Genomic DNA, 23,910 nt, shown 5'->3' on the forward strand with positions numbered 1-23,910 from the left:
TTAATTCCCCCATTCTTCAATCGTTTGAATTTGGATTTGTTTTTCTAAGTTAGGCACATTTTCGAAATTTGTAATCCAAGACTGAAATGCCGTGTCGCTGCCAGCAGCAAGCGCGCGTTTCAAGTTGGTTGGTGCCCTTAAACCCGTGATGAGTCCACCCAAAAACGCGCCTAACATTGTATCTCCGGATCCTGCCGTATTGACTACTTCGCCTTTGGCCGCATTTCCATAAAGAACTTGTGTGTCATTTATATATAAGGTACCTTCAGCTCCCAAAGAAATCAACACATTTTGCGCACCTTTTTGAATTAACGTCTTTCCCATTTGAATGAGGTGTGCTCGATCTGGCACGTCACTGTACCCGAACCAATTAGCCAGCTCATGGTCATTAGGTTTAATGAGATATGGCTGATACGACAAGGTTTGCATCACTGCCGAATAACTAGTATCCAAAACCAATTTAAAGTGGTTTTCCTGAGCAATCTGGGCAATTTGAATCAAGATTTCCGGTTCAATACCTTCTGAGAAGCTCCCGGATAACGACAGGACATCATCTGCTTCCAGTTGACGCAACTTATCCAATAACTGGTCCACTTGTTCAGGCGCTGTATGAGGTCCCTTATTAACTAACTTGTACTCTTGCTTTTCATCCTGAACGCGGGTGAACACATTTATTCTGGTGGGATCTTTCACGTGAACAAAGTCGTTTTTAATACCAGACTGGTCAAGCACCTCTTCAATATAATTTAAAGTAAAGCCACCACCAATTCCTAAGGCAGTATTTGATATCCCCAACCGTTTTAAAATGAAGGAAACATTGACCCCCTTTCCATTAGCCTGAATATCATAATTTTCAGTTCGATTCACTACATTAGGGTGCATTGATTTGGTATCGATAAACAAATCAATGGCCGGATTTAGCGTTAACGTATAAATCATGTGCTCACTCCTCTCTCAATCTTCTTTCCTAGCATACCATTTTCAAAAATGTAAATGTTTTCAAAACGTGCTATCATGAATTCAAACCTGAAAAATTCTTTACATTCTGGAGGTTATCTTGTGAAAGAATCATCCCTTAGCACATCGGAAAGCTATCTCTGGCAATATGTCCAAGAACATGCCAGTGAAATCGTCAACACATCAATCATTGAACTTAGTGAAAAAGCCAATGTATCCACCGCGACGATTGTCCGTACTATGAAGAAAATGGGCTACTCTGGCTATACACCGTTTCGTCAAGAAGCCATTAGAAAATTATCAAATCAAGAACAAGATTTTAAAGTTTTAAAAGAAACCGACCACGAAATTCGGGCCGCCATTTTAAAAAATCAGTACGAAGTGGACAATACCATTCGTAATCTTAATATTGGGGTCATGGAAGACGCCATCCAAAAGGTCAATAATGCTAAACACGTCTATATTTTTGCGCGTGGCTTATCAAAATTGATTGGTGAAGATATTCTCCTTAAATTCGAGTTGTTGGGCAAAGACGCCCAGCTTCACGATGATCCCAACATCATTAAAACTTTGAGTAAACAAATTAAGAGTCGCCATACCGTCGTCATTTTTCTGACGTTAAATGGAAATACGCCCGAGTTAGTTAAAGCAGCACAGTCGTTGGCAAAAAACGAAGTGACCACCATCACATTCACATGTAACAGTCGGGGAAACATCATTCCTTATTCGGATCTCATCTTTTTAGGGGTGAAATCTGCCGAATCCTATTTTCCAAAATATGAAATTCGCTCAAGGCTCCCCTTACAAATCCTTACCCGTATTTTTTTAGATGCTTTCGCAATTCGTATTCAGGAGCATCAAAACTGATGACAGCTGATAACTTAAAATGCGACCGTTACTTTAGTTTCTATAAAGTAACGGTCGCTTGAATTTAAAAAAGGAACTGGAAAAATTCCAGTCCCTTTCTGTTTTTGAACTTTAAACGTCGTATGTGCGAAATAAAAGCACCTTTTCCAACGCTTCTTTAGATCGATTAGGCTTTTTATACCGTGACTCACCATCAGGTCTCACTTATCGGTTTTGATGATATTACATCGGCAAAATATGTATCTCCAAGCTTAAGTACGATTCATGTATCGCGAAATTCAATGGCCAAAGCAGCCTTTGATTTACTCACTGAACAATTTCAAAAACGGCAACTCATCCCCCGGAAAATAACGGTCGGAACAGCGCTGGTCTTGCGAGATAGTAGCATTTAATTTACATAAAACTCCACATCCAACTCATGGATAGCTAGACCACTTTTATAGTTTGGTAGCGTTTTAGTTGACGAACACCATGTCTCTCTGTAATAATGAACGTATAATAACAATTTTGTTATATATACTGATGGGTTACCCAATCTAAGGGAGATGTGTTATGTACTCACAAGATTGCAAAGATGTGCTTAATGAGTTAAAAACTTCACGCCATGATGGTTTAACGACAGCAGATGCAAACGAGAGATTGGCCAAGTATGGGCCAAATGAAATTCAGCAAGAAGTTCAAGAACCAGCTTGGAAGGCCTATTTACATGCTCTAACGGAACCCATTATTATTATTCTTTGGATTGCTATTGGGTTAACTTTAATCAGTGCAAGTTATGATTTCTTTATTAAAAAGGATCCGCCCAGTGGTATGTCCGCGATTTATGAGGGTATTGTCATCCTGATTGTGATTCTGATTAACTCTGGGCTTACTTACTGGCAAAGACTAAGTGCTCAAAAGTCGCTAGATGCCTTAAGCTCAGCTTCCAGACACCAGTCTAATGTGTTACGTGACCAAACTTGGGAGAAAATTGACGCCTCCAAATTGGTCGAAGGTGATATTGTCGAAGTCAAAATGGGTGACTTTATTGAGGCCGACATGCGTTTTCTTTCGGTAAATGAGCTACAAGTTAACGAATCCCACCTTACCGGGGAATCATATGCTATCCAAAAAAACTTCCAAACTTTGCCAGAGCATACTGACCTCGCCGATCGAACTAACATGGGTTTCTCTGGTTCTACTGTGGTTAATGGAAGTGGAATTGGTGTGGTGACAGCCACAGGAAGTCATACCGAACTCGGAAAAATTGCCGATCTTCTCAACCGTACTCCTACCGGTAAAACACCCATTGAGCGTGCGATTAACCAATTAACCAAACGTTTGATGATTGCTGCCATTGGTGTGGTTATGATCGCCATTACCTACGATTTGGTCAAAGAATATTTGGCCACAAATACAATTACTTTTAGCGGTTTGATGGCCAGTGTTTCTGGGGCCATTGCCTTAGCTGTCGCAGCCATTCCGGATTCAATGCCTGTCGTTCTTTCCATTGTGCTCACAATCGGTGCCCGAACACTGGCACGCAATCATGGTCTGATAAAATCCTTAAGTAGTGTGGAAACTTTAGGAGCCACCACCTTTATTGCTTCAGACAAAACCGGAACCCTAACAAAAAATGAAATGACGGTAACCCGCTTTTTCGCCAACGGGCGGCACTTTGCGGCAGACGCAAATGGCTACGATCCTGTAGGCGAAATTACCTCCCTTGAAGAAGATGAAACAGGACAACCAGCTGATTACCTCCCCTTCATCAAAAGCGCAGTGTTAAATAATGAGGCTCAAATTCAACGTAACGAAAATGGCAACTATGAACCGCTTGGTAACCCGACAGACGTTTCCTTAATTGTCCTCGGCAGCAAAGCCAAAATAACGCGTGCCAATTTACTCAATCAAACGGACGATGAAGATTTTGACATTCTTCGTGTCTTACCTTTTGAGAGTGATCGTAAAATGATGAGTACGGTTGTAAAATTTGGCGACTCCTACAAGTTATTCACAAAGGGAGCTCCCGATGTGATTATGCAGCATACCACTGATGTCAGTTTAAAAGACCAAATTGTGCCGCTTGAACAAGGCCGCGAACTTTTAGAAAAACAAATCTTAGATTATGCCGATGACGCTTTGCGTACCATTGCCGTAACCAAAAGAACCTTAACCAAACAACAAGCACTTCATGCCACACAGGCTGAATTGGAACAAGACCTGACACTACTTGGCATTGCTGGTATTATTGATCCGCCCCGCGCTGAAGTTCGCACTTCAATTGCCAATTTGCACAAGGCAGGTGTACAGGTCGTTATGATTACTGGGGATCATCCTGCAACTGCGCAAGCTATTGCCTATCGTCTAGGCATAATTAGAAGCCAACAGGCGCGTACGCTGGAAGGTCAAGAAATTGAAGAACTCTCCGATGCACAACTATTTAAGATAGTACCAGATATTCGGGTTTATGCTCGGGTTTCGCCAGAACACAAGCAACGCATTATCAAAGCTCTGCAAAAACACGATCAAGTTGTCGCCATGACTGGAGATGGTGTCAATGATGCCCCAGCGTTGCGCGCGGCCGATATTGGAATTGCAATGGGCATTAATGGCACAGAAGTCACAAAAGATTCTGCGGATTTAATTTTATTGGATGACAAGTTTACGACTATTGAAACGTCGGTGGCTGCTGGGCGAACCATTTTTGCCAACATTAAAAACTTTATGCGCCAAGAGCTTACCACAAATGTTGCGGAAGTGCTCTCCATCTTGTTGGGAACCTTCTTTATTACGCGGTCGATTGGCCATGTTTCCGAACTCACACCTACACTTACAGCAATCATGGTCTTGTGGGTCAACATGATCAGCGACTCGTTACCTGCGTTTGCACTTGGCTATGACGGCGCAGAACATGATGTTATGTCAGAAAAGCCACGAAATGTACACGAGTCCCTACTAGCCAATCATCTTTTGTCTAGAATTGCTGTCCGGGGTGCCGTTATGGGACTCACCGTCTTTGTCGCCTTTTATTGGGCCGCACAATCCGGCATGCCAGTAAATAAAGCGCAAACTGTCGCCTTCCTTACGCTGGTGTTTGGTCAACTATGGCATGTCTTTGACGCACGAACCACACACACCTTGTTTCGCCGCAATCCGTTCAGCAATCCCTATTTAATGGCCGCCGTACTCTTTGCCGCCATCTCCTCTTTAGCCATTACCATGTTGCCCTTCTTTAATACCTTGATGGGGACTAGCAGCTTGACTTGGCCGGTTTATCTAGCGGTTATTTTCGTTCCCGCCCTACCAACATTTGTTTTATCCGGCTTAAAGGAAATGTTCAGAATTAATTTCTGGTAATAATTTTCATCACAAAAAAACGTACTATCGAAACCTCAAAGGTTAACGATAGTACGCTTTTTAATTAATTAAGTGGTTTTAACCCATTTTCAATCGCACGTTTACGATAAGTTTCTAACTCATCTTCACTAGCACTCACGAAATGTTGCGGGGTGATTTCAACCATTTTTCGTTTTTTGTCATCGAACTCAGGCGAAGCATCGTAAACGACTTGACGACGATTACGTTCAAACTCAGGATCTGGCTGTGGTACAGCAGAAACCAAGCTCTCCGTGTAGAGATGTAACGGATGGTTATAAACCTCTTCCGCCGGTCCGATCTCAAGCAATTTACCATAATGCATGACACCAATTCGGTCACTGATGTACTTCACCATGGATAAATCATGCGCAATAAACAGATAGGTCAACCCTTTTTGAACTTGGAGTTCCTTCATTAGGTTAACAACCTGGGCCTGAATGGAAACATCCAAAGCTGAAATTGGTTCGTCAGCAATAATGAAATCTGGTTGAACAGCCAACACACGCGCAATTCCGATACGTTGACGCTGTCCACCTGAGAACTCATTTGGATAACGACTTGAGTGATCTCGGTTCAAACCAACCGTTTCAAGCAAATCTTCAACTTGATTAGTCCGATCTTGATCATTCTTAGCTAAGCGATGAATATCAATTCCTTCAGCCACAATATCCTTAACCTTCATACGGGGATTTAAGGAAGCATATGGATCCTGGAAAATCATCTGCATTTCACGACGGAAGGCCATCATGTCAGTTTTACTCTTCAATGAAGCAACATCACGTCCGTTAAACAACACCTGACCGTCAGTTGGGTCAAGCAACCGAATAATTGCACGTCCGGTTGTAGTCTTTCCTGAACCAGATTCACCAACTAAACCGAAAGTTTCACCCTTATAAATATCAAAGGAAACATCATCAACGGCACGTACTTCATCTTTTTTTCCAACATTAAAGTATTGCTTTAAATGTTTTACTTCTAGAATTTTTTCTCGTGTATCCATGATTAGCCTCCTTTACTCACCAATTGCGTCATCATCGTCAGTTCCAAAAGTTGTATTACCTGTGGAATGAATATGACCTTGATTGATCGTACCTTCCTGTAAACGCTTCTTGTAAACTTCTTGACGACGTTTAATTTCTACTGGAGGCTCAACATGTGGTGCATCTGGATGTAAAAGCCAAGTTGCAGCATAGTGTGTATCCGAAACCTTGAAAAATGGTGGCTCTTTTTGTTCATCAATTTTCATTGCATATGGATTACGAGCAGCAAATGGATCTCCAGCTGGTGGGTCCAACAAATCTGGCGGTGTCCCTGGAATAGATTCCAGTTTACCTTTAGCTGTATCCAACGTAGGCATTGAATTCAACAGTCCCCATGTGTAAGGATGTTGTGGATTATAAAAGATTTCATCAACCGTTCCATATTCCACAATTTTTCCAGCATACATAACAGCCACCCGATCAGCCATTCCCGCAACAACACCCAAATCATGAGTAATAAAGATGATTGAAGTTGAGATTTTTTCCTGTAATTCTTTCATCAAATCCAAAATTTGAGCCTGTATTGTCACATCCAAAGCAGTTGTTGGTTCATCAGCAATCAAAATTTCTGGGTAACATACCAACGCAATCGCAATTACGATTCGTTGACGCATACCACCTGAAAATTGATGCGGATAATCATTAATTCGTTCTTCAGCATTTGTGATACCGACTAATTTAAGCATTTCAAGAGCCTGCTTATTAGCCTTTTCACGACTGTAACCCTTATGAATACGCAAAGGTTCAGCAATTTGCTTACCAATCCGCATCGTTGGATCCAAAGAAGTCATGGGGTCCTGGAAAATTTCCGCAATATCTTTACCACGAATATCTTCCAACTGTTTTTGAGTCATTTTTAAAATATCTTTGCCACGAAACTTAACTGTTCCTTCAACAACTTCAGCATTGTTTGCTAACAATCCCATAACTGTTTTGGTTGTCACAGTTTTACCAGAACCAGACTCGCCAACAATTGCTAATGTTTCTCCCTTTTTCAAATGGAAAGAAACGTCACGAATCGCCTTAACCGTACCTGCATAGGTGTGGAAGTCAATGGTTAAGTCTTTTACTTCCAGAATGTTTTCTTCTGCATTTTCCATTGTATCTTCCTCCTATCTACGAGCTGTCCGAGGGTCAAACGCATCACGCAAACCATCGGCGAGAATATTGAACGCAATCATGATAATTGAAAGCATAATTGCGGGATACCACATTTGATATGGTAAGAATTGGAAGTTCCTCTGTCCATCACTAATCAATGTTCCTAGTGAAGCTGTTGGTGCTTGAATACCAATTCCGATATAACTCAGGAATGCTTCGAAGAAAATTGCTGATGGAATAGTGAACATCGTTTGAATAATAATGACACTTGAAAGGTTAGGCAGTAAATGTTTAACAGCAATCTTAAACGTTGATTCACCCAACGTTCTAGCTGCTAAAACATACTCCTGTGATTTCAATTGTAGTGTTTGAGCACGCGTTAGTCGCGCCATAGTAGTCCAGCCGTTAAAGGCGATTGCCAAGATAATTGGTAACATACCACCTTTTAAGATCAGCATTAACAAGACCATGATAACGATATTTGGAACAGATGAAATAACTTCAATAATCCGTTGAAGTATAATATCCGTTATACCACCTTTCCAAGCCGAAATAACCCCGTACCCGACACCTACGATTAAATCAATCAAGGTGGCAAATAAACCAATTAATAAGGAAACCAAAGTTCCTCGTAAAATACGTTGAGCAAGTGAACGACCCAAATAGTCAGTTCCCAAAGTATAATGCACCTTACTTGGCACATTGTTTTGTTTATATGCATCAACTCGTTTTCCAGCAACTACAGAGGTACCATTAAACCCATTGATATTCACACCAGGAATTTTTGGTGGTAAATTAGCATAATTTGGATGCGAAGTATTTGGATGTGAAGCTGTTATGGGTGATGTAAAAGCAATCAAACCAATGACAACCAAGATCCATAAACAAACATAAGAAGCCTTGTTTTGACGTAACCGTCGCCAAGCATCCTGGATAAATGTCCGGGAAGGCGCAACGATTTTTTCATCGTCTAATTCATCTTTTTTAGAAACCGGCTCAAAAGCGTCCGGTGCTAACTTCATTTTTTCTTCCATTTATTTACCCCTCTTTCCCAGCAATTCGGATACGTGGATCAATAATTCCGTAAACTAAATCGGTTAACAATAACATTGCACATAGTAAAGCAGAGTACAACATAGTGACACCCATGATAGTTGGATAATCGTTTACCAAGATTGACTTAACAAATTGTTCACCAATTCCTGGTACTGAGAAGATATTTTCAACAACCATGGAACCAGTCATAATAGCCGCCGTTAAAGGTCCAATAACTGTTACCAACGGAATTAAACTATTACGTAGCGCATGGTGCCAGACGATTCCGATTCTGCTCAATCCCTTTGCCCGAGCAAGTTCGATATAGTCGCTCCCCAAAACATCGACCATTTCTGTTCGAACAAATCGAGATGTTTCCGCAAATGGTGAAGCAGCTAACGCAAGTGTTGGTAACACTGTGTATGAAAAGCCGCCCCAATCAGCAATTGGGAATAATTGTAATTTAAGTCCCAAATAATACTGAAGTAAAATAGCAAGGACGAAACTGGGAATAGAAATTCCTAAAATTGAAATAAATGTTGAAGTTCCATCAACCCAAGTGTTTTTACGAATAGCACTTAAAGAGCCAACAATAATTCCAACAACAACGCCGACAATCATAGCTTGACCACCTAATTGTAATGATGGTCCAATTCGACTTGAGATTAAATAAGATACAGGTTGATCACTAAATTGGAATGAAAGTCCAAAATTACCGTGTGCTGCATCCACAATATAACTTAAATATTGCTGCCAAACTGGTTTATTCAAACCATAATGCTCATAGATTACTTTGATTTGCTGTGGTGTTAGTTTTGCCTGGTTATTCAACGGTGTTCCGGGCATCAACTTCATTAAGAAGAAGGTGATACTTGCAATCAAGAATAGCGTTAATGCCAGATAAAAGATTCGTCTTACTAAATATCTTGCCATTTATATTCCTCCCTATCTTTCTTTACCTCAAGCCAACATTGCCTTTATAACAAAGGGGTAAGAGCCAGCAGTTACGCGAACCCTTACCCTTCTGTCCAAAAAATTAACGCTTAATTAATGGAACATTATTTTGTCAGATACAAGCCCTTGTAGTCAAAGTTAACGCCAGCAGTGTTATAAACAACACCCTTTAACTTAGAACTCCAAAGTTGTGATTGAGCTTGCTGGAAGACTGGTGCAACTCCCTGTTCGTTCATCAAAATCTTTTCAGCTTGAACCATGTCATCCCAACGTTTTTGAGGATTTGTGGCATCCGTTGTATTAGAAGCTTTAATCAACTTGTCATACTGTTTGTTGCTAAATCCACCGTTATTCTGTGCATTTCCTGTAACAAATAATTGTAGGAAGGAAATTGGATCAGAGAAATCGGCACCCCAAGCAGAAAGAACAACATCGAACTTACCATTTGATGAGTTAGTCAAACGTGTCTTAAATGGTACGTTTTGAAGACTAACTTTAACATTTGGAATCTTTTCGATTTGTGACTGTAAGAACTCTGTGATTTGCTTTGTTGAAGCTGTATCATCACCAAGAAGTGTAAATGATAGGCTTGATTTACCCTCTTCTTTAAGTCCTTCAGCCATTAACTTCTTGGCTTCGGTTAAGTTTTGAGTAACTGCTGATTTAACTTCTGCTTCGGAAGCAAAATCTTCACCAGTCTTAGGATTGCTTGCTAAACCATTTGAAACAAGCCCCTTAGGATTACCAGATCCATCAGCTAAAACTTTACCAGTTAATTGTTTACGGTTAATTGCTAATGAAATAGCTTTACGAATTTTAGCATTACGGAAAACTTTTTGTTTCTTCATATTATACTGAAGATAGAACATAGAAGATTTTTTCCGTAAAACGTAATCCTTGTTGTTCTTGTATTGTGCAACTTGGTTACCAGTAATATTAGCTACATCAAGTTTTTTACTATTGTAAAGATTCAAGCCTGTACTTGCATCTTTAACAACCTGATACTTAATGGTATCCATCTTGACGTTCTTTTTATCCCAGTAATTGTTATTCTTAACAAGTTTCCAACTTAAGTTAGTACCTGTCCAACCAGTTTGCTTGTATGGTCCATTATAAACAAGCTTATCAGATGCGGTTCCGTACTTAGAACCATATTTTTCAACAACTTTTTGATCTTGTGGGAAGAATGTTGGGAAGCCCATTAATAACTTGAAGTAAGCAATCGGTCGATCAAGCGTAACAACTAGTTTGTAGTTACCATCGGCCTTAATTCCTAACGTCTTATAATTAGCTTTCCCAGCAGCAATCTTGTCAGCATTCTTAATACCTGAGAATAAGTAAGCATATTCAGAAGCTGTCTTTGGATTCACAGTACGTTGCCATGCATAAACGAAATCTTTGGCCGTAACAGCATCACCATTACTCCATTTAGCATTTTTACGAAGTGTAAAGGTCCAAGTTTTACCATCTTTGGATTCCTTTGTACTTGTAGCAAGGGCATTCTTGACTTTACTCTTAGCACCTAAACGATAAAGTCCTTCTTGCGTGTTACCTAATTGGGTAAAACCAACAACATCGGTAACCTTCGACTGATCCATCGTAGCAATCTCAGCACTTTCTTCAAAGTTAACTGATTCTTTTGACGAACTACTATTCTTGGACCCACATGCAGCCAAAACAAATGTTGAAGCTAGCGCGACCGCTCCAACCTTCACTGCTGATCTGACATTCATAATTATTTTTCCAACCCCTTTGTGAAATCTTAACTGATTTCATCATTATGTACTTTCTTAACAAAAGTTGTTCTTATTATATATTAGAAGAAGATTAAATTCAATCGCTTGTTCTAATTATATCAAGATTTTAGCACTACTTTGTTAATACTCACACTTTACGAGGCACCGTCGTTATTGAATGTATGCGTTTTTTATTACATTTTTAAAATTGCTCATTTTTAGCTCATGTAATTGACCGCATAAACTTAATTTTCGACGATTATAATCATCTAATTCTTAGAGAGATCACATTTGAAAAAATAGAGAGATGAGCAACAACATAAATGCTCTTCTCTCTAAGATTTCAATTAAGTTTTCACTTCAGTCTATTTTTCTAAATAAAGACCAGAGTAATCAAAGTTAACACCCGAAGTATTGTAAACTTCACCCTTCAACTTAGTGTTCCACAATTGTGAAGCAGCTTGTTGATAAAGTGGTACGATACCTTGTTCTTGCATTAAGATCTTTTCAGCCTTAACCAAGTCATTCCAGCGTTTTTGTGTGTTGTTAGCATCGGTTGTGTTCGAAGCCTTGATTAACTTGTCGTATTCCTTGTTACTCCAACTTCCGTTATTGTTTGAGTTACCAGTAACGAAGAGTTGTAAGAAGGAAATTGGATCAGCGAAATCAGCACCCCAACCAGTAACAACGGCATCAAACTTACCATTAGTTGAGTTAGTCAAACGAGTCTTAAATGGAATATTTTGAACAGTAACCTTGACGTTGCTACCCAATTTTTCGATTTGTGATTGTAAGAATTCGTTTGTTGACTTACCAGCTGGTGTATCATCAGCCATCAAAGTAAATTTAAGGCTTGTCATACCCTCTTCTTTCAAGCCTTCTTTTAATAACTTCTTAGCTTGAGTCAAGTTTTGGGTAACTGCTGATTTAACTTCTGCTTCTTTGGCAAAGTCTTTACCAGTCTTAGGATTTTCTGCTAATCCAGCAGAGACATAACCAAGTGGATTCTGAGAACCATCTGCAAGAACTTTACCAGTCAACTGATTACGATCGATTGACATTGAAATTGCTTGACGAATCTTCTTGTTTTGGAAATACTTGTCTTTCTTTTCATTCAACTGCAGGTAGAATGTAGAAGCTTCTTTACGTAGCTTGTATGCTTTGTTGTTCTTATACTGAGCAACTTGGCTACCAGTAATAGTTGTGACATCAAGTTTCTTACTATTATATAGGTTTAATGCAGTAGATGAGTCCTTAACTACTTGATAGTTAATTGTATCCATCTTGATGTTCTTCTTATTCCAGTAATCTTCGTTCTTAACTAACTTCCACTTCAAGTTAGTTCCAGTCCAACCAACTGACTTGTATGGTCCGTTATAAACCAACTTGTTAGAAGCCGTTCCGTACTTAGAACCATACTTTTCAACCGCTTTTTGGTTTTGTGGGAAGAAGAGTGCAAATCCCATTAACAACTTAAAGTATGGAACTGGACGATCCAAAGTAACGACTAACTTGTAATTACCTTCGGCCTTAACTCCCAATTGCTTATAGTTAACTTTTCCAGCCGAGATCTTGTCAGCATTCTTAATTCCTGAGAACAAGTATGCATATTCAGAAGCTGTCTTAGGATTTACAGTACGTTGCCAAGAATAAACAAAATCTTTAGCGGTTACTTTGTCGCCGTTACTCCATTTAGCATTCTTACGTAAGGTAAATGTATAAGTTTTCTTATCCTTTGAAACAACAGTCTTGGTTGCCAAAGCATTATGCACTGAACTGTTTTTACCTAAGCGATAAAGACCTTCCTCAGTATTAGCTAACTGAGTTAAACCAATTGTGTCTGTTACCTTTGAGGTATCCATAGTAGGAATTTCAGAAGCCACCATAAAATTAACAGATTGTTTCTTCGAGCTACTACTGCTATTGCTTGAACCACACGCAGCTAGTACTAATGTTGAAGCTAACGCGACAGCGCCAAGCTTAACTGCTGATTTGACTTTCATAGCTTACAACTCCATTTCCTTTTTGTCCTGTTTTTACTCTTTTTAAAAGCTGATATCATCTTACATTAAATTAAGATTAAATACAATAGAAAAACTTATTTTATTTTAATATTTCTTTTGCTTTTTTAAAAAAATATCTAAAAAGTCGTGTGTACCTGCGTTTAATATAAAAATAAGTAATTAATAAGTTCTAATTTATTTTAATTTAATTCACATAAAAAAAGATATCGAGCTTTATATTCGATATCTTTTGTGTGAAAATAATGATTCAATTATTTTGTAAGGTTGAGTTTTGAATAATCGTACTCATTACCAGCAGTGTTATAAACCACACCCTTTAGTTTTGTATTCCAAAGTTGTGAAGTTGCTTGTTGATAAAGAGGTACAATTCCTTGATCATTCATAAGAATCTTTTCTGCCTTAACCATGTCATTCCAACGCTTTTGTGGATGAGTAGCATCAGTAGTATTAGACTTCTTGATCAAAGCATCATATTCTTTACTACTGTAACCCCCATTATTCTGTGCATCACCTGTGACAAAGAGTTGTAAGAATGAAATTGGATCTGAGAAGTCAGCACCCCAGCCAGAAACAACAGCATCAAACTTACCATTACTTGAATCTGTTAAACGTGTCTTAAATGGAATGTTTTGAACGGTAACCTTAACGTTACTGCCTAATTTTTCAATTTGTGACTGTAAGAATTCATTTGTGGCTTTTCCCGCAGTTGTATCATCAGCCATCAAGGTGAACTTCAAACTGGTCAATCCTTCTTCTTTCAATCCTTCTTTCAAAAGCTTTTTAGCTTCAGTTAAGTTTTGAGTTGAAGCAGATTTTACTGCTGATTCTTTAGCAAAATCTTCACCGGTAGAAGGATTTTTAGCTAAACCGTTTGAAACGAGTCCACTCACATTTTGTGAACCATCGGCCAAGACTTTTCCAGTCAACTGACTACGATCAATTGACATTGAAATTGCTTGACGAATCTTCTTATTCTTGAAGATCTTTCTCTTCTCATTTAATTGTAGATAGAAGGTTGAAGCTTCTTTACGTAATACATAAGCTTTGTTGTTCTTGTATTGCGCAACCTGTGTACCGCTAATAGTTGTTACATCGAGTTTCTTACTATTGTATAAGTTTAAAGCTGTTGATGAATCCTTTACAACCTGATACTTAATCGTATCCATCTTAACGTTCTTCTTATTCCAATACTCAGGGTTCTTAACTAACTTCCAGCTTAAGTTAGTTCCTTTCCATCCAACCTGCTTGTAAGGACCGTTATAAACCAGTTTGTTTGAAGCTGTTCCATATTTAGATCCGTACTTTTCAACTGCTTTTTGATCTTGTGGGAAGAATACTGAGAAGCCCATTAACAACTTGAAGTATGGAATTGGACGATCAAGTGTCACTGTCAACTTATAATTGCCATCGGCCTTAATTCCAAGTTTCTTATATTTAACTTTGCCTGCCATAATTTGATCCGCGTTTTTGACCCCTGAAAATAGATATGCATATTCAGAAGCTGTTTTTGGATTAACAGTCCGTTGCCAAGAATAAACAAAGTCTTTGGCGGTTACTTTATCACCGTTACTCCATTTTGCGCCTTTACGAATGGTAAAGGTCCATGTTTTACCATCTTTTGACTCTTTGGTGCTAGTAGCTAAAGCATTATGTACTGAACTGTTCTTACCTAATCTATACAAACCTTCCTCGGTGTTTGATAATTGAGTCATGCTGACCACATCATCCGCCTTAGAGGTATCCATAGTGGAAATTTCAGCTGATTCCATAAAATTAACTGATTGCTTTTTTACTGAACTACTCTTAGCCCCACATGCAGCCAAGACAAATGTGGAAGCTAACGCAACTGCGCTCAATTTTACGACTGATTTTACTTTCATAAAATTCATCTTTCTTTCTAGCATTTATGCTGTTTTTAGTGCACTTTTTTAAAAGCGACTTCATTATAGGTTAAAGAAAAATGAAATATAGCATTAAATACTAATTTATTTTTAATGTTGGCAAATAATTTCGAACTAAAAATCCCTTACATTAGTTTAATACTAGCGTTTAGTTTCATGATGTTACAAAAATAATATTTTTAATGATAATCTCATTAATGACAATATAAGTTGTTTGTTATTTCATTACTAACAATGCTGATTAATCTATGAAACCGTACACCTATGCTATACTGGAGGCATTAAAGAATTCGAGGTGTTTATTATGACCGAAAAAGTTATTATTGCTGGTCTTGAGTTGCCTAATCAAAACATTGATTATTCTATGCAAGAACTAGCGGCTTTAGTTGAAGCAAATAACATGGAAGCAACCGAAAAGGTTATTCAAAAATTAGATCGTCCAAATCCTGCAACTTACTTTGGTAGTGGTAAAGTTACTGAGTTACATGAGTTAGGTACCAGCATTGATGTGCATACCTTAATCGTTAACGCTGAGCTTTCTCCCAGCCAAATTAGAAACTTAGAGCAGGAATCAAAACTTTCAGTAATTGATCGAACGGGTTTAATTTTAGAGATTTTTGCCAATCGTGCCCAATCACGAGAAGCAAAACTACAAGTAGAAATCGCCAAATTAAATTACCAAATGCCAAGATTACGAACTAGTTCATCGCAACGACTTGATCAGCAATCTGCTGGTGATGCTGGCGGTGGTTATACAAACCGTGGTGCCGGTGAAACTAAACTGGAAATGAACCGACGCACAATTCAACAACGGATCAACAATTTAAATCATGAGTTGAAAGAAATGACCACGTCAACTGCCGTTCAACGACAAAAACGTGATCAGACTGGTATTCCTAGTGTTGCATTGGTTGGTTACACTAATGCTGGTAAATCTACCACTATGAATGGTTTGGTTCGCATGTATGGCAAAAATGATGACAAACAAGTATTTGAAAAAAACATGCTCTTTGCCACATTAGATACAAGTGTTCGCCAACTAACATTTCCTGATCAAAAGCAATTATTGCTTAGTGATACTGTTGGCTTCGTAAGTCACCTTCCCCATCAGCTAATTAAGGCGTTTCGTTCCACATTAGCAGAAGCTGCACAAGCTGATTTATTAGTTCAAGTGGTAGACGTCTCCGATCCACATTTTCGTGAAATGATTCAAACCACAAACGAGACCTTGCAAGAAATCGGTGTGACTAAGGTCCCTATGATTGTCGCATTTAACAAGGCTGACATTGCAGGTGTTGAATTTCCAACTCTGGAAGGCAATGAAGAAATTACTTATTCCGCTAAGGATAAGCGATCACTCGTTCTGTTAACCAATATGATCAAACAAAAGGTATTTACTGGTTATCGCGAAGCTACTTTCCTCATACCATTTGATAAGGGTCAAATTGTTGATTATTTAAATCAACACACAAATGTCTTAAAAACTGATTACAAAGCTGAAGGTACCGAGATTACTGCTGAACTTAGCAGTGAAGATTATCAACGTTTCCATGATTACTTGGTGGCTGAGGTTGAAAATTAACAAACATTTACAGACAACTACTACGAATTTTCGTGATAGTTGTTTTTTTTGCAAAAAAATTGTTAACTATCAAATTGGTAAAAACCAACTTAACTAATTAACAATTTTTAGTTTGTCACTTATTTTGTCACATTAAGATTTTTGTAATCGTAATAAATCCCCGCCGAATTATACACAAGTCCTTTGATATTTGATTTCCAAAGTTGAGCCTGTGTGCTTTGATAAATTGGTGCTACACCTTGATCCTTCATTAAGATTTTCTCAGCTTGAACCATATCTGCAAATCGTTTTTCAGGATTTGTTGCATCAGCGGTGTCGGCCTTTTTAATTGCGGCATCAAACTGACTATTTTTCCAACCACCATTATTTTGTGCATTGTTCGATGTTAAAATCTGTAAAAATGAAATTGGATCAGAGAAATCGGCTGCCCAACCGGATAAGGCTAAATCAAATTTCTTATTTGATTCGTCGGTTAAAAATGATTTGTAGGGAATATTAGTTAATGAAATCTTAACGCCGTGCAATTTCTGCCATTCTGTTTGTAAAAATTCTGAAGTCTTTTTACCAATGTCACTATCATTATTTAGTAAATTCAAATTTAGAGATGTTTTATGTTCTTCTTTCAAGCCTTCAGCCAAGAGTTTTTTAGCCTGTTTTAGATTATAAGATACAGCAGAAGGAACTGAGGCTTCTGTGGCAAAGTCTTTCCCGTTAGTTGGATCCTTTGCTAAGCCACTTGAAACATACCCTTTTAGTGGTTCTGATCCATCTGCAAGAACTTTTTTAGTAAGCTGTTCTCGATCAACCGCTAATGAAAGTGCCTGACGGATTTTCTTATTCTGCAAAACCTTGTTCTTAGACTGGTTAAATTCTATGTAAGAAGATTGTGCTAATTTACGACTTACAAAGTTTTTATTTGATTGATATTGCGCTACCTGACTTCCAGAAAGTGTCACGGTATCTAGTTTTTTACTATTATATAAATTCAAACCAGTGGTTGTATCTTTGATAACCTGAAAATTCATTTGATCAAGTTTAACGTTAGATTTATCCCAATAATTTGAATTCTTAACTAGTTTCCAACTTAAATTACTACCAGTCCATCCCTTCTGAACAAAGGGACCATCATAAACCATGTCTTTAGAAGTAGAGCCGTACTTACTTCCATACTTCTCAACCGTCTTTTTATTCTGTGGAAAGAAACTAGGAAAACCCATTAGCAATTTGAAATATGGAATTGGTGTATCAAGTGTAACAGTTAGTTTATACTTGCCAGTTGCTTTGATTCCAAGCGTCTTTACTGGTGCCTTTCCAGCGGAAATCTTATCAGCGTTATGAATACCCGAATATAAATAGGCAAACTCAGAAGCTGTCTTAGGACTAACTGTTCGTTGCCAAGCATACACAAAATCCTGTGCAACTACAGCATCACCATTACTCCACTTAGCATTCTTTCTGAGTGTAAATACGTATTTTTTACCATTTTTTGCTTCAGTTACATGCGTCGCAATTCCTGGTAGGATTTTGCTATTATTGCCAATTCGATAAAGCCCCTCATTAAAGTTTGAAATCTGTGTCAAACTGGTATCGTCAATGGCCTTAGAAGAATCTAATGTGGTAATTTCTGTACCAGTTGGCATACTAATCGTCTTCTTACTGGCTGCCTTTGTCTGACCGCATCCTGCTAAAGTTAAAGCAATCAGGACCGCAACTCCTGACACCTTTAATTTTTCTTGTTTTTTCATAGTTTCCGCTCCTCTTTTTAAATTAACAAGATTTATTATATACACGCACCGTGAATATATCAATAGTTTTGTGAATATTTATTCATATTAATTTAGAAATAGGTTATAAAATATCAATAAATGCTGTTTTTAAACGATTCGGTAGGTTCGGTTTGCTCCGTTCACTTTTTTAGGACAACTACCCAAATCAGTCCCCCAAATCTAAGCCAGGTTCCTGCAGGATTGCGATCCCGCCTACACCTACCTTACATTTGAAGGACTACCCGATTTGCTCCGTTCACTTTTTTAGGACGGTTCGGCAAACCAGAGTCATCGACCTAAGCACGCTTACTGCGAGACTGCATCTCGCATACAGCGCACTTAGCCCAATGGCTCTACCGGTTTGCCTCACCCACTTTTTTACGTTACAATACTACTTAACAATTTTAGGGAGGTATTCTTATGAACAATGAAACCGACCAAGTGACCCTCAATCGCTCACTTGGTCTTTGGTCCGCACTCGCACTCGTCATCGGAACCATCATTGGCTCCGGCGTCTTCGTTCGTCAAGCAGCCGTCTTAGACGATGCTGGTTCCACCACCAACGCCATGTTAGCTTGGCTTGCAGGTGGTATCATCACCTTGACCGCCGGATTAACCATCGCTGAGATTGCCTCCCAAATGCCCAAAACCGGTGGTCTCTACTACTACATGGAAAAGATTTATGGTAAAGTTTGGGGCTTTCTTTCCGGTTGGATGCAAATCATCATCTATGGCCCCGCAATGATCGCTTCATTAGCAGCCTACCTTGGCATCCTTTTAGTCGATTTTTTCGACATGCCTCAAAGTTGGACCGTGCCCATTGCACTTATTGCCGTCGTTCTTGTCGCTGGACTCAACCTACTATCCAATCGCTATGGCGCAACTTTTGCAATTATCACCACAATCTGTAAGTTAGTTCCCGTAATCGCACTTATCTGGTTCGGTTTATTCTATGGTAAAGAAAATGCATTTGCTCAAACTTTTTCCACAGCTAATCAATCAGCAGGTAATTTTGGTGTTGCCATTCTTGCCACCCTTTTTGCGTTTGACGGCTGGATTTTGGTAGCTAATTTAGGCGACGAAATTAAAAATCCAGAAAAACGTCTACCCCAAGCAATTACTTTAGGAATCGTTTTAGTTCTTGCCATTTATATGTTGGTAAGCTTTGGCGTCTTTCGCAGTATGCCGGCTACCTTGATTCACAAACTCGGTATTGGCGCCATTCCTTATATGGCCGAAAAGGACTTCGGCGCAATTGGTGGAAAAGTTTTAAGCATCGGCATCATCATTTCCATCGTTGGCTGCATGAATGGAAAAATCATGACGTTTCCCCGAATCATGTATGCAATGGCACGCGATCATGAATTACCGTTTGCCAAACAACTTTCCTACTTAAATCGCAACACTCAGACACCCATTATTTCTGTTTTAACAACCGTTTCGATTTCTGCTATTATGATTCTTTTTTTTAATGCCGATCGATTATCTGAATTGTGTATTTTTACAGTTTACTGTTTTTATGTTATGACCTTTGTAGGTGCTTTTCTATTACGCAAACGAAATCCAGATTTAAAACGTCCATTTAGCACACCACTGTTTCCCTTTACGCCGATTGTAGCTATCTTAGGTTCTTTATTCGTGATCGTCAGTGAAATCCAATCTGACCTCGTGGGTGTTTTGTTTTCCTTTGTATTTGTTTTAGTTGGATTTCCAGTATATTATTATTGTAAACATCATTATCGAAATCAGATCTAATACTGGAGGTTCTCATTTTGATCAATAGCTACTTGGCAGATCAAAAACATAAATTCGATTTAACCCATGTCAAAGACTGTAGCAACTCTGAAAAACAGCAACTAGTTGCAAAGTTTGGTATCCCTGCTGCTTTACTTGAATATGTAGACGATAAAGACGAACCAGCACGAATTGAAATTGGCGTGGACGGGAAGTATGTCCTCTTAGTATTCTGGGCACCAGTTAAAGGAACATCCCACTCCGAACCAGTATCTGTAATTTTCTACGACGAAAAACTCTTTATTTTTACAAGTTCTACAATGGAAGTTATCAATGAAACTATTCAAGATCTTTGGCAAAACACCTATGAAAAACGGATGGCTTTTCTTCTAGATCTCATTTTACCAATTGTTCGTAAGTACATTGGTCGAGTTTCCAGACTAGAGTATCAATCCGACCAAATTCAAGGAAACCTGAGCGTCCGTAGTCGGGCCAAACATCTTGATGATTTAACTCTAATTAATCAAGATACCATTTATTTACGATCAGCAATCCAAGAAAACTCAAGTTGTTTTGAGGAGATCAAATCTATCTCACAAGATACTGACATTTCATTTGATAAAAAATGTTATCGAAAACTGCACAACGTTCAATTGGAAACTAATCAGTCTGATCGCATGATCGGTTTAATCTCTGAAAGTGTGGAACAACTAAGTAATACCTTTGATCGGTTGATTAATAATAACTTGAACGAAATTATGCGTTTTCTCACAATTTGGTCACTCTTATTGGCTGTTCCACCGATTGTCAGTGGATTTTACGGTATGAATATGCACTTACCATTAGTTGAAGGATCGTTAGCATGGTTAGCTTCACTTGTTCTCACAGGTGTCTTGATGCTAGTTTTAATTATTTATTTGCATAATCATCATTCAATATAAATCAAGCTTTCAAAACATCCATTTTAATGTGATGTTTTTTATTTTTTGCATATAAAATAACCCATCAAAGATCAAGTTAATCTTTGATGGGTTATTTATTTTTCATCTAACATTTGTGTGGTTCAGGGGTTGGCTAAACTTACTTCGATAAACTGTTAGATGTAACCTGAACCTTAGCCCAGTTAAAGTCTTTAGAAGCATTACTTAAGCTCCAATTCTTTACACGGTTATTGACCGCATATGATTGAACAGTTTCAATTTCAGGAACGTAAGCGGCTTCCTTATTCATATAAGCTTGCCATTTTTTAAATGCATTAACACGGTAACTTGTATTGAAAGCTTTTTGTGAATCAATATCATTCAATAGTTTTGTATTTTCTTTTGAAACAAAACGTCCCATGTTAAACGGTGCATTTTCACTATACAAATCCATTGGTGAAGGTTCACTTGAAAGTGACCAAGCTGCTTCAAACATATCAACATCACTTGAATTAGCCTGAACCTTTTCATAGAAATTATTCATATCTAAAAGACGACCATTAGTTAATGTCACACGAAGGCCAATCTTCTTCCATTGTTGAATATAGTTCTTAACAATAGCTTGGGTATTAGAATTTACTTGCATTTCAGCAAGATGAATTGTTAACTTTTTACCGTTTGGATCAGTACGATATCCATCTTTTCCTTTTTTGTATCCAGCTTTATTCAAAAGTGCATTAGCCTTCTTAAGATTTAGAGGAAATCCTTTAGCACTCTTGTCTTGATACTTAGAGAAAGCAGATGGGATGAGAGTTGTCATTCGACTACCTAAACCATAACTAAATTTCTTTTCGACGGCATCAATATTCATGGCGTAGGCAATTGCTTTACGGAGACTTGGATCCGCCATCTTAGCATTTTTGTTCATAACATTTTTTCCAGTTTTAGCGTCATATTTACCTAGATTAAAGCCAAGATAATCATACGCCAATGGCTTTTTACCAGTCATAGTATAACCGGAAACATTTTTAACTTTGGCATAGGTAGATGAACCAAGACCATAAGTGACATCGTACTTATGTGCTTTTAGTGCTGCAGCAATTGAATCAGGTGAAACTACTTGAACGTCAATCTCTTTCAGCTTAGGAGTTCCCTTGTAATAATAGGTATTAGGTACCCATTTTACCGACTCTCCAGAAACTTCCTTGGAAAGCTTATATGGTCCATAAAATAGGGGATGTTTACGAATTTGATCAGAACTTGCAAGTTTCTTGAATGACACATTTTTGATGTAGTGATAAGGTTCAGCATTCTCCCAGAAGTAACCATTTCCAGAAGTTTTCATTCCAGGTTTCATTACTTTGAAGTGAATAACAACTGTACGTTTATTTTTAATTTGAACTCCAGAAATATCTTTTGCCTTGCCCGCATGATAAGCAGCAATACCTTTGATATTTGCAATACTACCAGTATAGTACTGTGAAGCAGTACCTTTATTTGCCAGAACTTTATAAGCATAAGCAACATCTTGAGCAACTAGAGGTTTTCCATCAGACCACTTAACTTTTGGATTAATTTTAATAGTTGCCGTCTTAGACTTCTGGTTAAGTGTTAAGTTAGCTGCACCACCCTTAACAATCTTAAAATTCTTGTCTGTTGCAAATAGTCCTTCGTTACCAAACTGCATCATATCAGCGTCTTCAGCATTAGTTGTTAAAGCATTATCCCAGATTCCTTTAAATGCGGCCGTATTAACTTCAGCAACTTTTAAAGTACCACCTTTAATTGCCGATTTTTTTGATGAATAGGTAAGCGGTAATGTGGGTTTGTTTGAACTAGTACTTGATGCTGATTTACTATTTCCACAAGCTGCTAGTGTTAATGCTGCTAAAACAGCCACTGCTCCAACGCTCCATTTTTTACTCATACGTATCTCCCCTTTTATGTAATAATTTAAATACATCATTCTTTGGTGTCAGTATCATTCAATTGTCTCTAATTTAAGCATCCCTTCTCTCGCTGCTTTTATATTTTCTAACCCCGTCTTTGTTGAGCATCTCCTGCTCTACGTAACGCTTGACCAATATAACTAATACTTAAAGTTAAAACTAAAATAACTATTGCAGCCGGCAACCAAACCCATGGCTTGCTTCCAATGACGTCTGGATCCTGCGCATAACTAATCAATGTTCCTAAGCTAGGAGTGCTATCAGGTAGCCCAAATCCCAAGAAACTTAACCCTGTTTCAATACCTATATTACCGGCAAAACTTAGAGTAGTATCTACAATAATGATCGAACTTAAATTAGGTAAGACTTCGCGAAATAGAATCATAAAATCGTTTGTACCCGAAGTTCGTGATGCAGAAACATAATCTCGTTTTGACTCTGCCAAAGCTTTACTTCGAATTAAGCGAGCCGTGCTTAACCACATAAAGCACGACATAATAACAATAAAGTTCCAAGCATTATATTTAGGAATAATTGTAACTAAAACGATGATAATCATAATTTCCGGTAAAATATTAATAAAATCATAAATTCTCATCATACCGTTATCCAACCATCCACCGTAAAATCCTGAGATCATTCCATATATGATTCCAAAAAGCGAAGAAATTACCGTTACTGCAAAACCAATCATAATTGAATTTCGAGCACCAATAACTAGCATTTTTAAACCATCACGACCGCCTTCATCTGCCCCAAGAATAAAACCATCTTGTCCTGGCTTATCATATTGAGCAAAGATATTAACATTTGTAACTTTTTCAAGATTTAAACTAGCTGCATAAGTAAAAATTACTAAAATTAATACAATTGTAAAAATTAACGAAAACATTGCTAAACGATCATGTCTAAACTCTTGCCAAATCACCTTCAAATTTGAGGGAGTTTTAACGGCTGTTGTTTCCTTTGAATTTGTCATTTTTA

17 protein-coding genes are annotated in these 23,910 nt (G+C 38.1%); 6 read left to right on the top strand and 11 right to left on the bottom strand.

Going from position 1 to position 23,910, the window contains the following annotated elements; translation table 11 throughout:
• Positions 1-939 carry a 1-phosphofructokinase gene (gene pfkB, locus AB3219_RS00325; protein ID WP_216762587.1) on the bottom strand — a complete coding sequence of 313 codons (939 nt, stop codon included), beginning with the start codon at positions 937-939 and terminating at the stop codon, positions 1-3.
• Positions 940-1,059: 120 nt separating this feature from the next.
• On the opposite strand from pfkB, the gene AB3219_RS00330 reads away from it, so the two are divergent.
• The 3 genes from AB3219_RS00330 (at position 1,060) to AB3219_RS00340 (ending at position 5,163) form a co-directional block, all read left to right on the top strand.
• The gene (locus AB3219_RS00330) at positions 1,060-1,824 is read left to right on the top strand and encodes a MurR/RpiR family transcriptional regulator (protein ID WP_057749001.1); all 765 of its coding nucleotides are present in this window, start codon (positions 1,060-1,062) and stop codon (positions 1,822-1,824) included.
• Between the two features lie 182 nt (positions 1,825-2,006).
• Positions 2,007-2,216 (top strand): substrate-binding domain-containing protein, encoded by a 210-nt coding sequence (locus tag AB3219_RS00335; protein WP_162259294.1) that lies wholly within the window; start codon positions 2,007-2,009, stop codon positions 2,214-2,216.
• 160 nt (positions 2,217-2,376) lie between these two features.
• Complete coding sequence (locus AB3219_RS00340; protein ID WP_260365158.1) at positions 2,377-5,163, top strand: cation-transporting P-type ATPase; 2,787 nt, start codon at positions 2,377-2,379, stop codon at positions 5,161-5,163.
• A 64-nt stretch (positions 5,164-5,227) separates the two neighbouring features.
• On the opposite strand, the gene AB3219_RS00345 is transcribed toward AB3219_RS00340, so the two are convergent.
• The 7 genes from AB3219_RS00345 to AB3219_RS00375 all read right to left on the bottom strand — a co-directional run bounded on the left by AB3219_RS00345 (position 5,228) and on the right by AB3219_RS00375 (position 14,954).
• Entirely contained in the window at positions 5,228-6,187 is a 960-nt protein-coding gene (locus AB3219_RS00345) for an ABC transporter ATP-binding protein (RefSeq protein WP_216754380.1), read from the bottom strand.
• 9 nt (positions 6,188-6,196) lie between these two features.
• Positions 6,197-7,324 (bottom strand): ABC transporter ATP-binding protein, encoded by a 1,128-nt coding sequence (locus AB3219_RS00350; protein WP_216754375.1) that lies wholly within the window; start codon positions 7,322-7,324, stop codon positions 6,197-6,199.
• Positions 7,325-7,336: 12 nt separating this feature from the next.
• Entirely contained in the window at positions 7,337-8,359 is a 1,023-nt protein-coding gene (locus tag AB3219_RS00355; RefSeq protein WP_260290020.1) for an ABC transporter permease, read from the bottom strand.
• A gap of 4 nt (positions 8,360-8,363) precedes the next feature.
• Positions 8,364-9,293: an oligopeptide ABC transporter permease gene (gene opp3b, locus AB3219_RS00360; protein ID WP_216762589.1), complete on the bottom strand. Its 930-nt coding sequence runs from the start codon at positions 9,291-9,293 to the stop codon at positions 8,364-8,366.
• 125 nt (positions 9,294-9,418) lie between these two features.
• Positions 9,419-11,047 (bottom strand): peptide ABC transporter substrate-binding protein, encoded by a 1,629-nt coding sequence (locus tag AB3219_RS00365; RefSeq protein WP_260290021.1) that lies wholly within the window; start codon positions 11,045-11,047, stop codon positions 9,419-9,421.
• A gap of 368 nt (positions 11,048-11,415) precedes the next feature.
• Complete coding sequence (locus tag AB3219_RS00370; RefSeq protein WP_216762591.1) at positions 11,416-13,053, bottom strand: peptide ABC transporter substrate-binding protein; 1,638 nt, start codon at positions 13,051-13,053, stop codon at positions 11,416-11,418.
• A 272-nt stretch (positions 13,054-13,325) separates the two neighbouring features.
• Complete coding sequence (locus tag AB3219_RS00375) at positions 13,326-14,954, bottom strand: peptide ABC transporter substrate-binding protein (protein ID WP_260365159.1); 1,629 nt, start codon at positions 14,952-14,954, stop codon at positions 13,326-13,328.
• A 325-nt stretch (positions 14,955-15,279) separates the two neighbouring features.
• Here AB3219_RS00375 and hflX point away from each other — a divergent pair, with 325 nt between their 5' ends.
• Entirely contained in the window at positions 15,280-16,557 is a 1,278-nt protein-coding gene (gene hflX / locus AB3219_RS00380; protein WP_216762592.1) for a GTPase HflX, read from the top strand.
• 119 nt (positions 16,558-16,676) lie between these two features.
• On the opposite strand, the gene AB3219_RS00385 is transcribed toward hflX, so the two are convergent.
• Positions 16,677-18,302: a peptide ABC transporter substrate-binding protein gene (locus AB3219_RS00385; RefSeq protein WP_263773368.1), complete on the bottom strand. Its 1,626-nt coding sequence runs from the start codon at positions 18,300-18,302 to the stop codon at positions 16,677-16,679.
• Between the two features lie 441 nt (positions 18,303-18,743).
• Between AB3219_RS00385 and AB3219_RS00390 the strand changes: the two genes are divergently transcribed.
• Complete coding sequence (locus AB3219_RS00390) at positions 18,744-20,078, top strand: APC family permease (protein WP_216754705.1); 1,335 nt, start codon at positions 18,744-18,746, stop codon at positions 20,076-20,078.
• A gap of 17 nt (positions 20,079-20,095) precedes the next feature.
• Positions 20,096-20,998 carry a magnesium transporter CorA family protein gene (locus AB3219_RS00395; protein ID WP_263773367.1) on the top strand — a complete coding sequence of 301 codons (903 nt, stop codon included), beginning with the start codon at positions 20,096-20,098 and terminating at the stop codon, positions 20,996-20,998.
• Positions 20,999-21,137: 139 nt separating this feature from the next.
• On the opposite strand, the gene AB3219_RS00400 is transcribed toward AB3219_RS00395, so the two are convergent.
• Positions 21,138-22,904 carry an oligopeptide ABC transporter substrate-binding protein gene (locus AB3219_RS00400; protein ID WP_263773366.1) on the bottom strand — a complete coding sequence of 589 codons (1,767 nt, stop codon included), beginning with the start codon at positions 22,902-22,904 and terminating at the stop codon, positions 21,138-21,140.
• 107 nt (positions 22,905-23,011) lie between these two features.
• Positions 23,012-23,905 (bottom strand): ABC transporter permease, encoded by an 894-nt coding sequence (locus tag AB3219_RS00405; protein ID WP_263773365.1) that lies wholly within the window; start codon positions 23,903-23,905, stop codon positions 23,012-23,014.
• Positions 23,906-23,910 lie beyond the last annotated feature (5 nt).

Source organism: Pediococcus ethanolidurans, assembly GCF_964062635.1.
GTDB lineage: Bacteria > Bacillota > Bacilli > Lactobacillales > Lactobacillaceae > Pediococcus > Pediococcus ethanolidurans.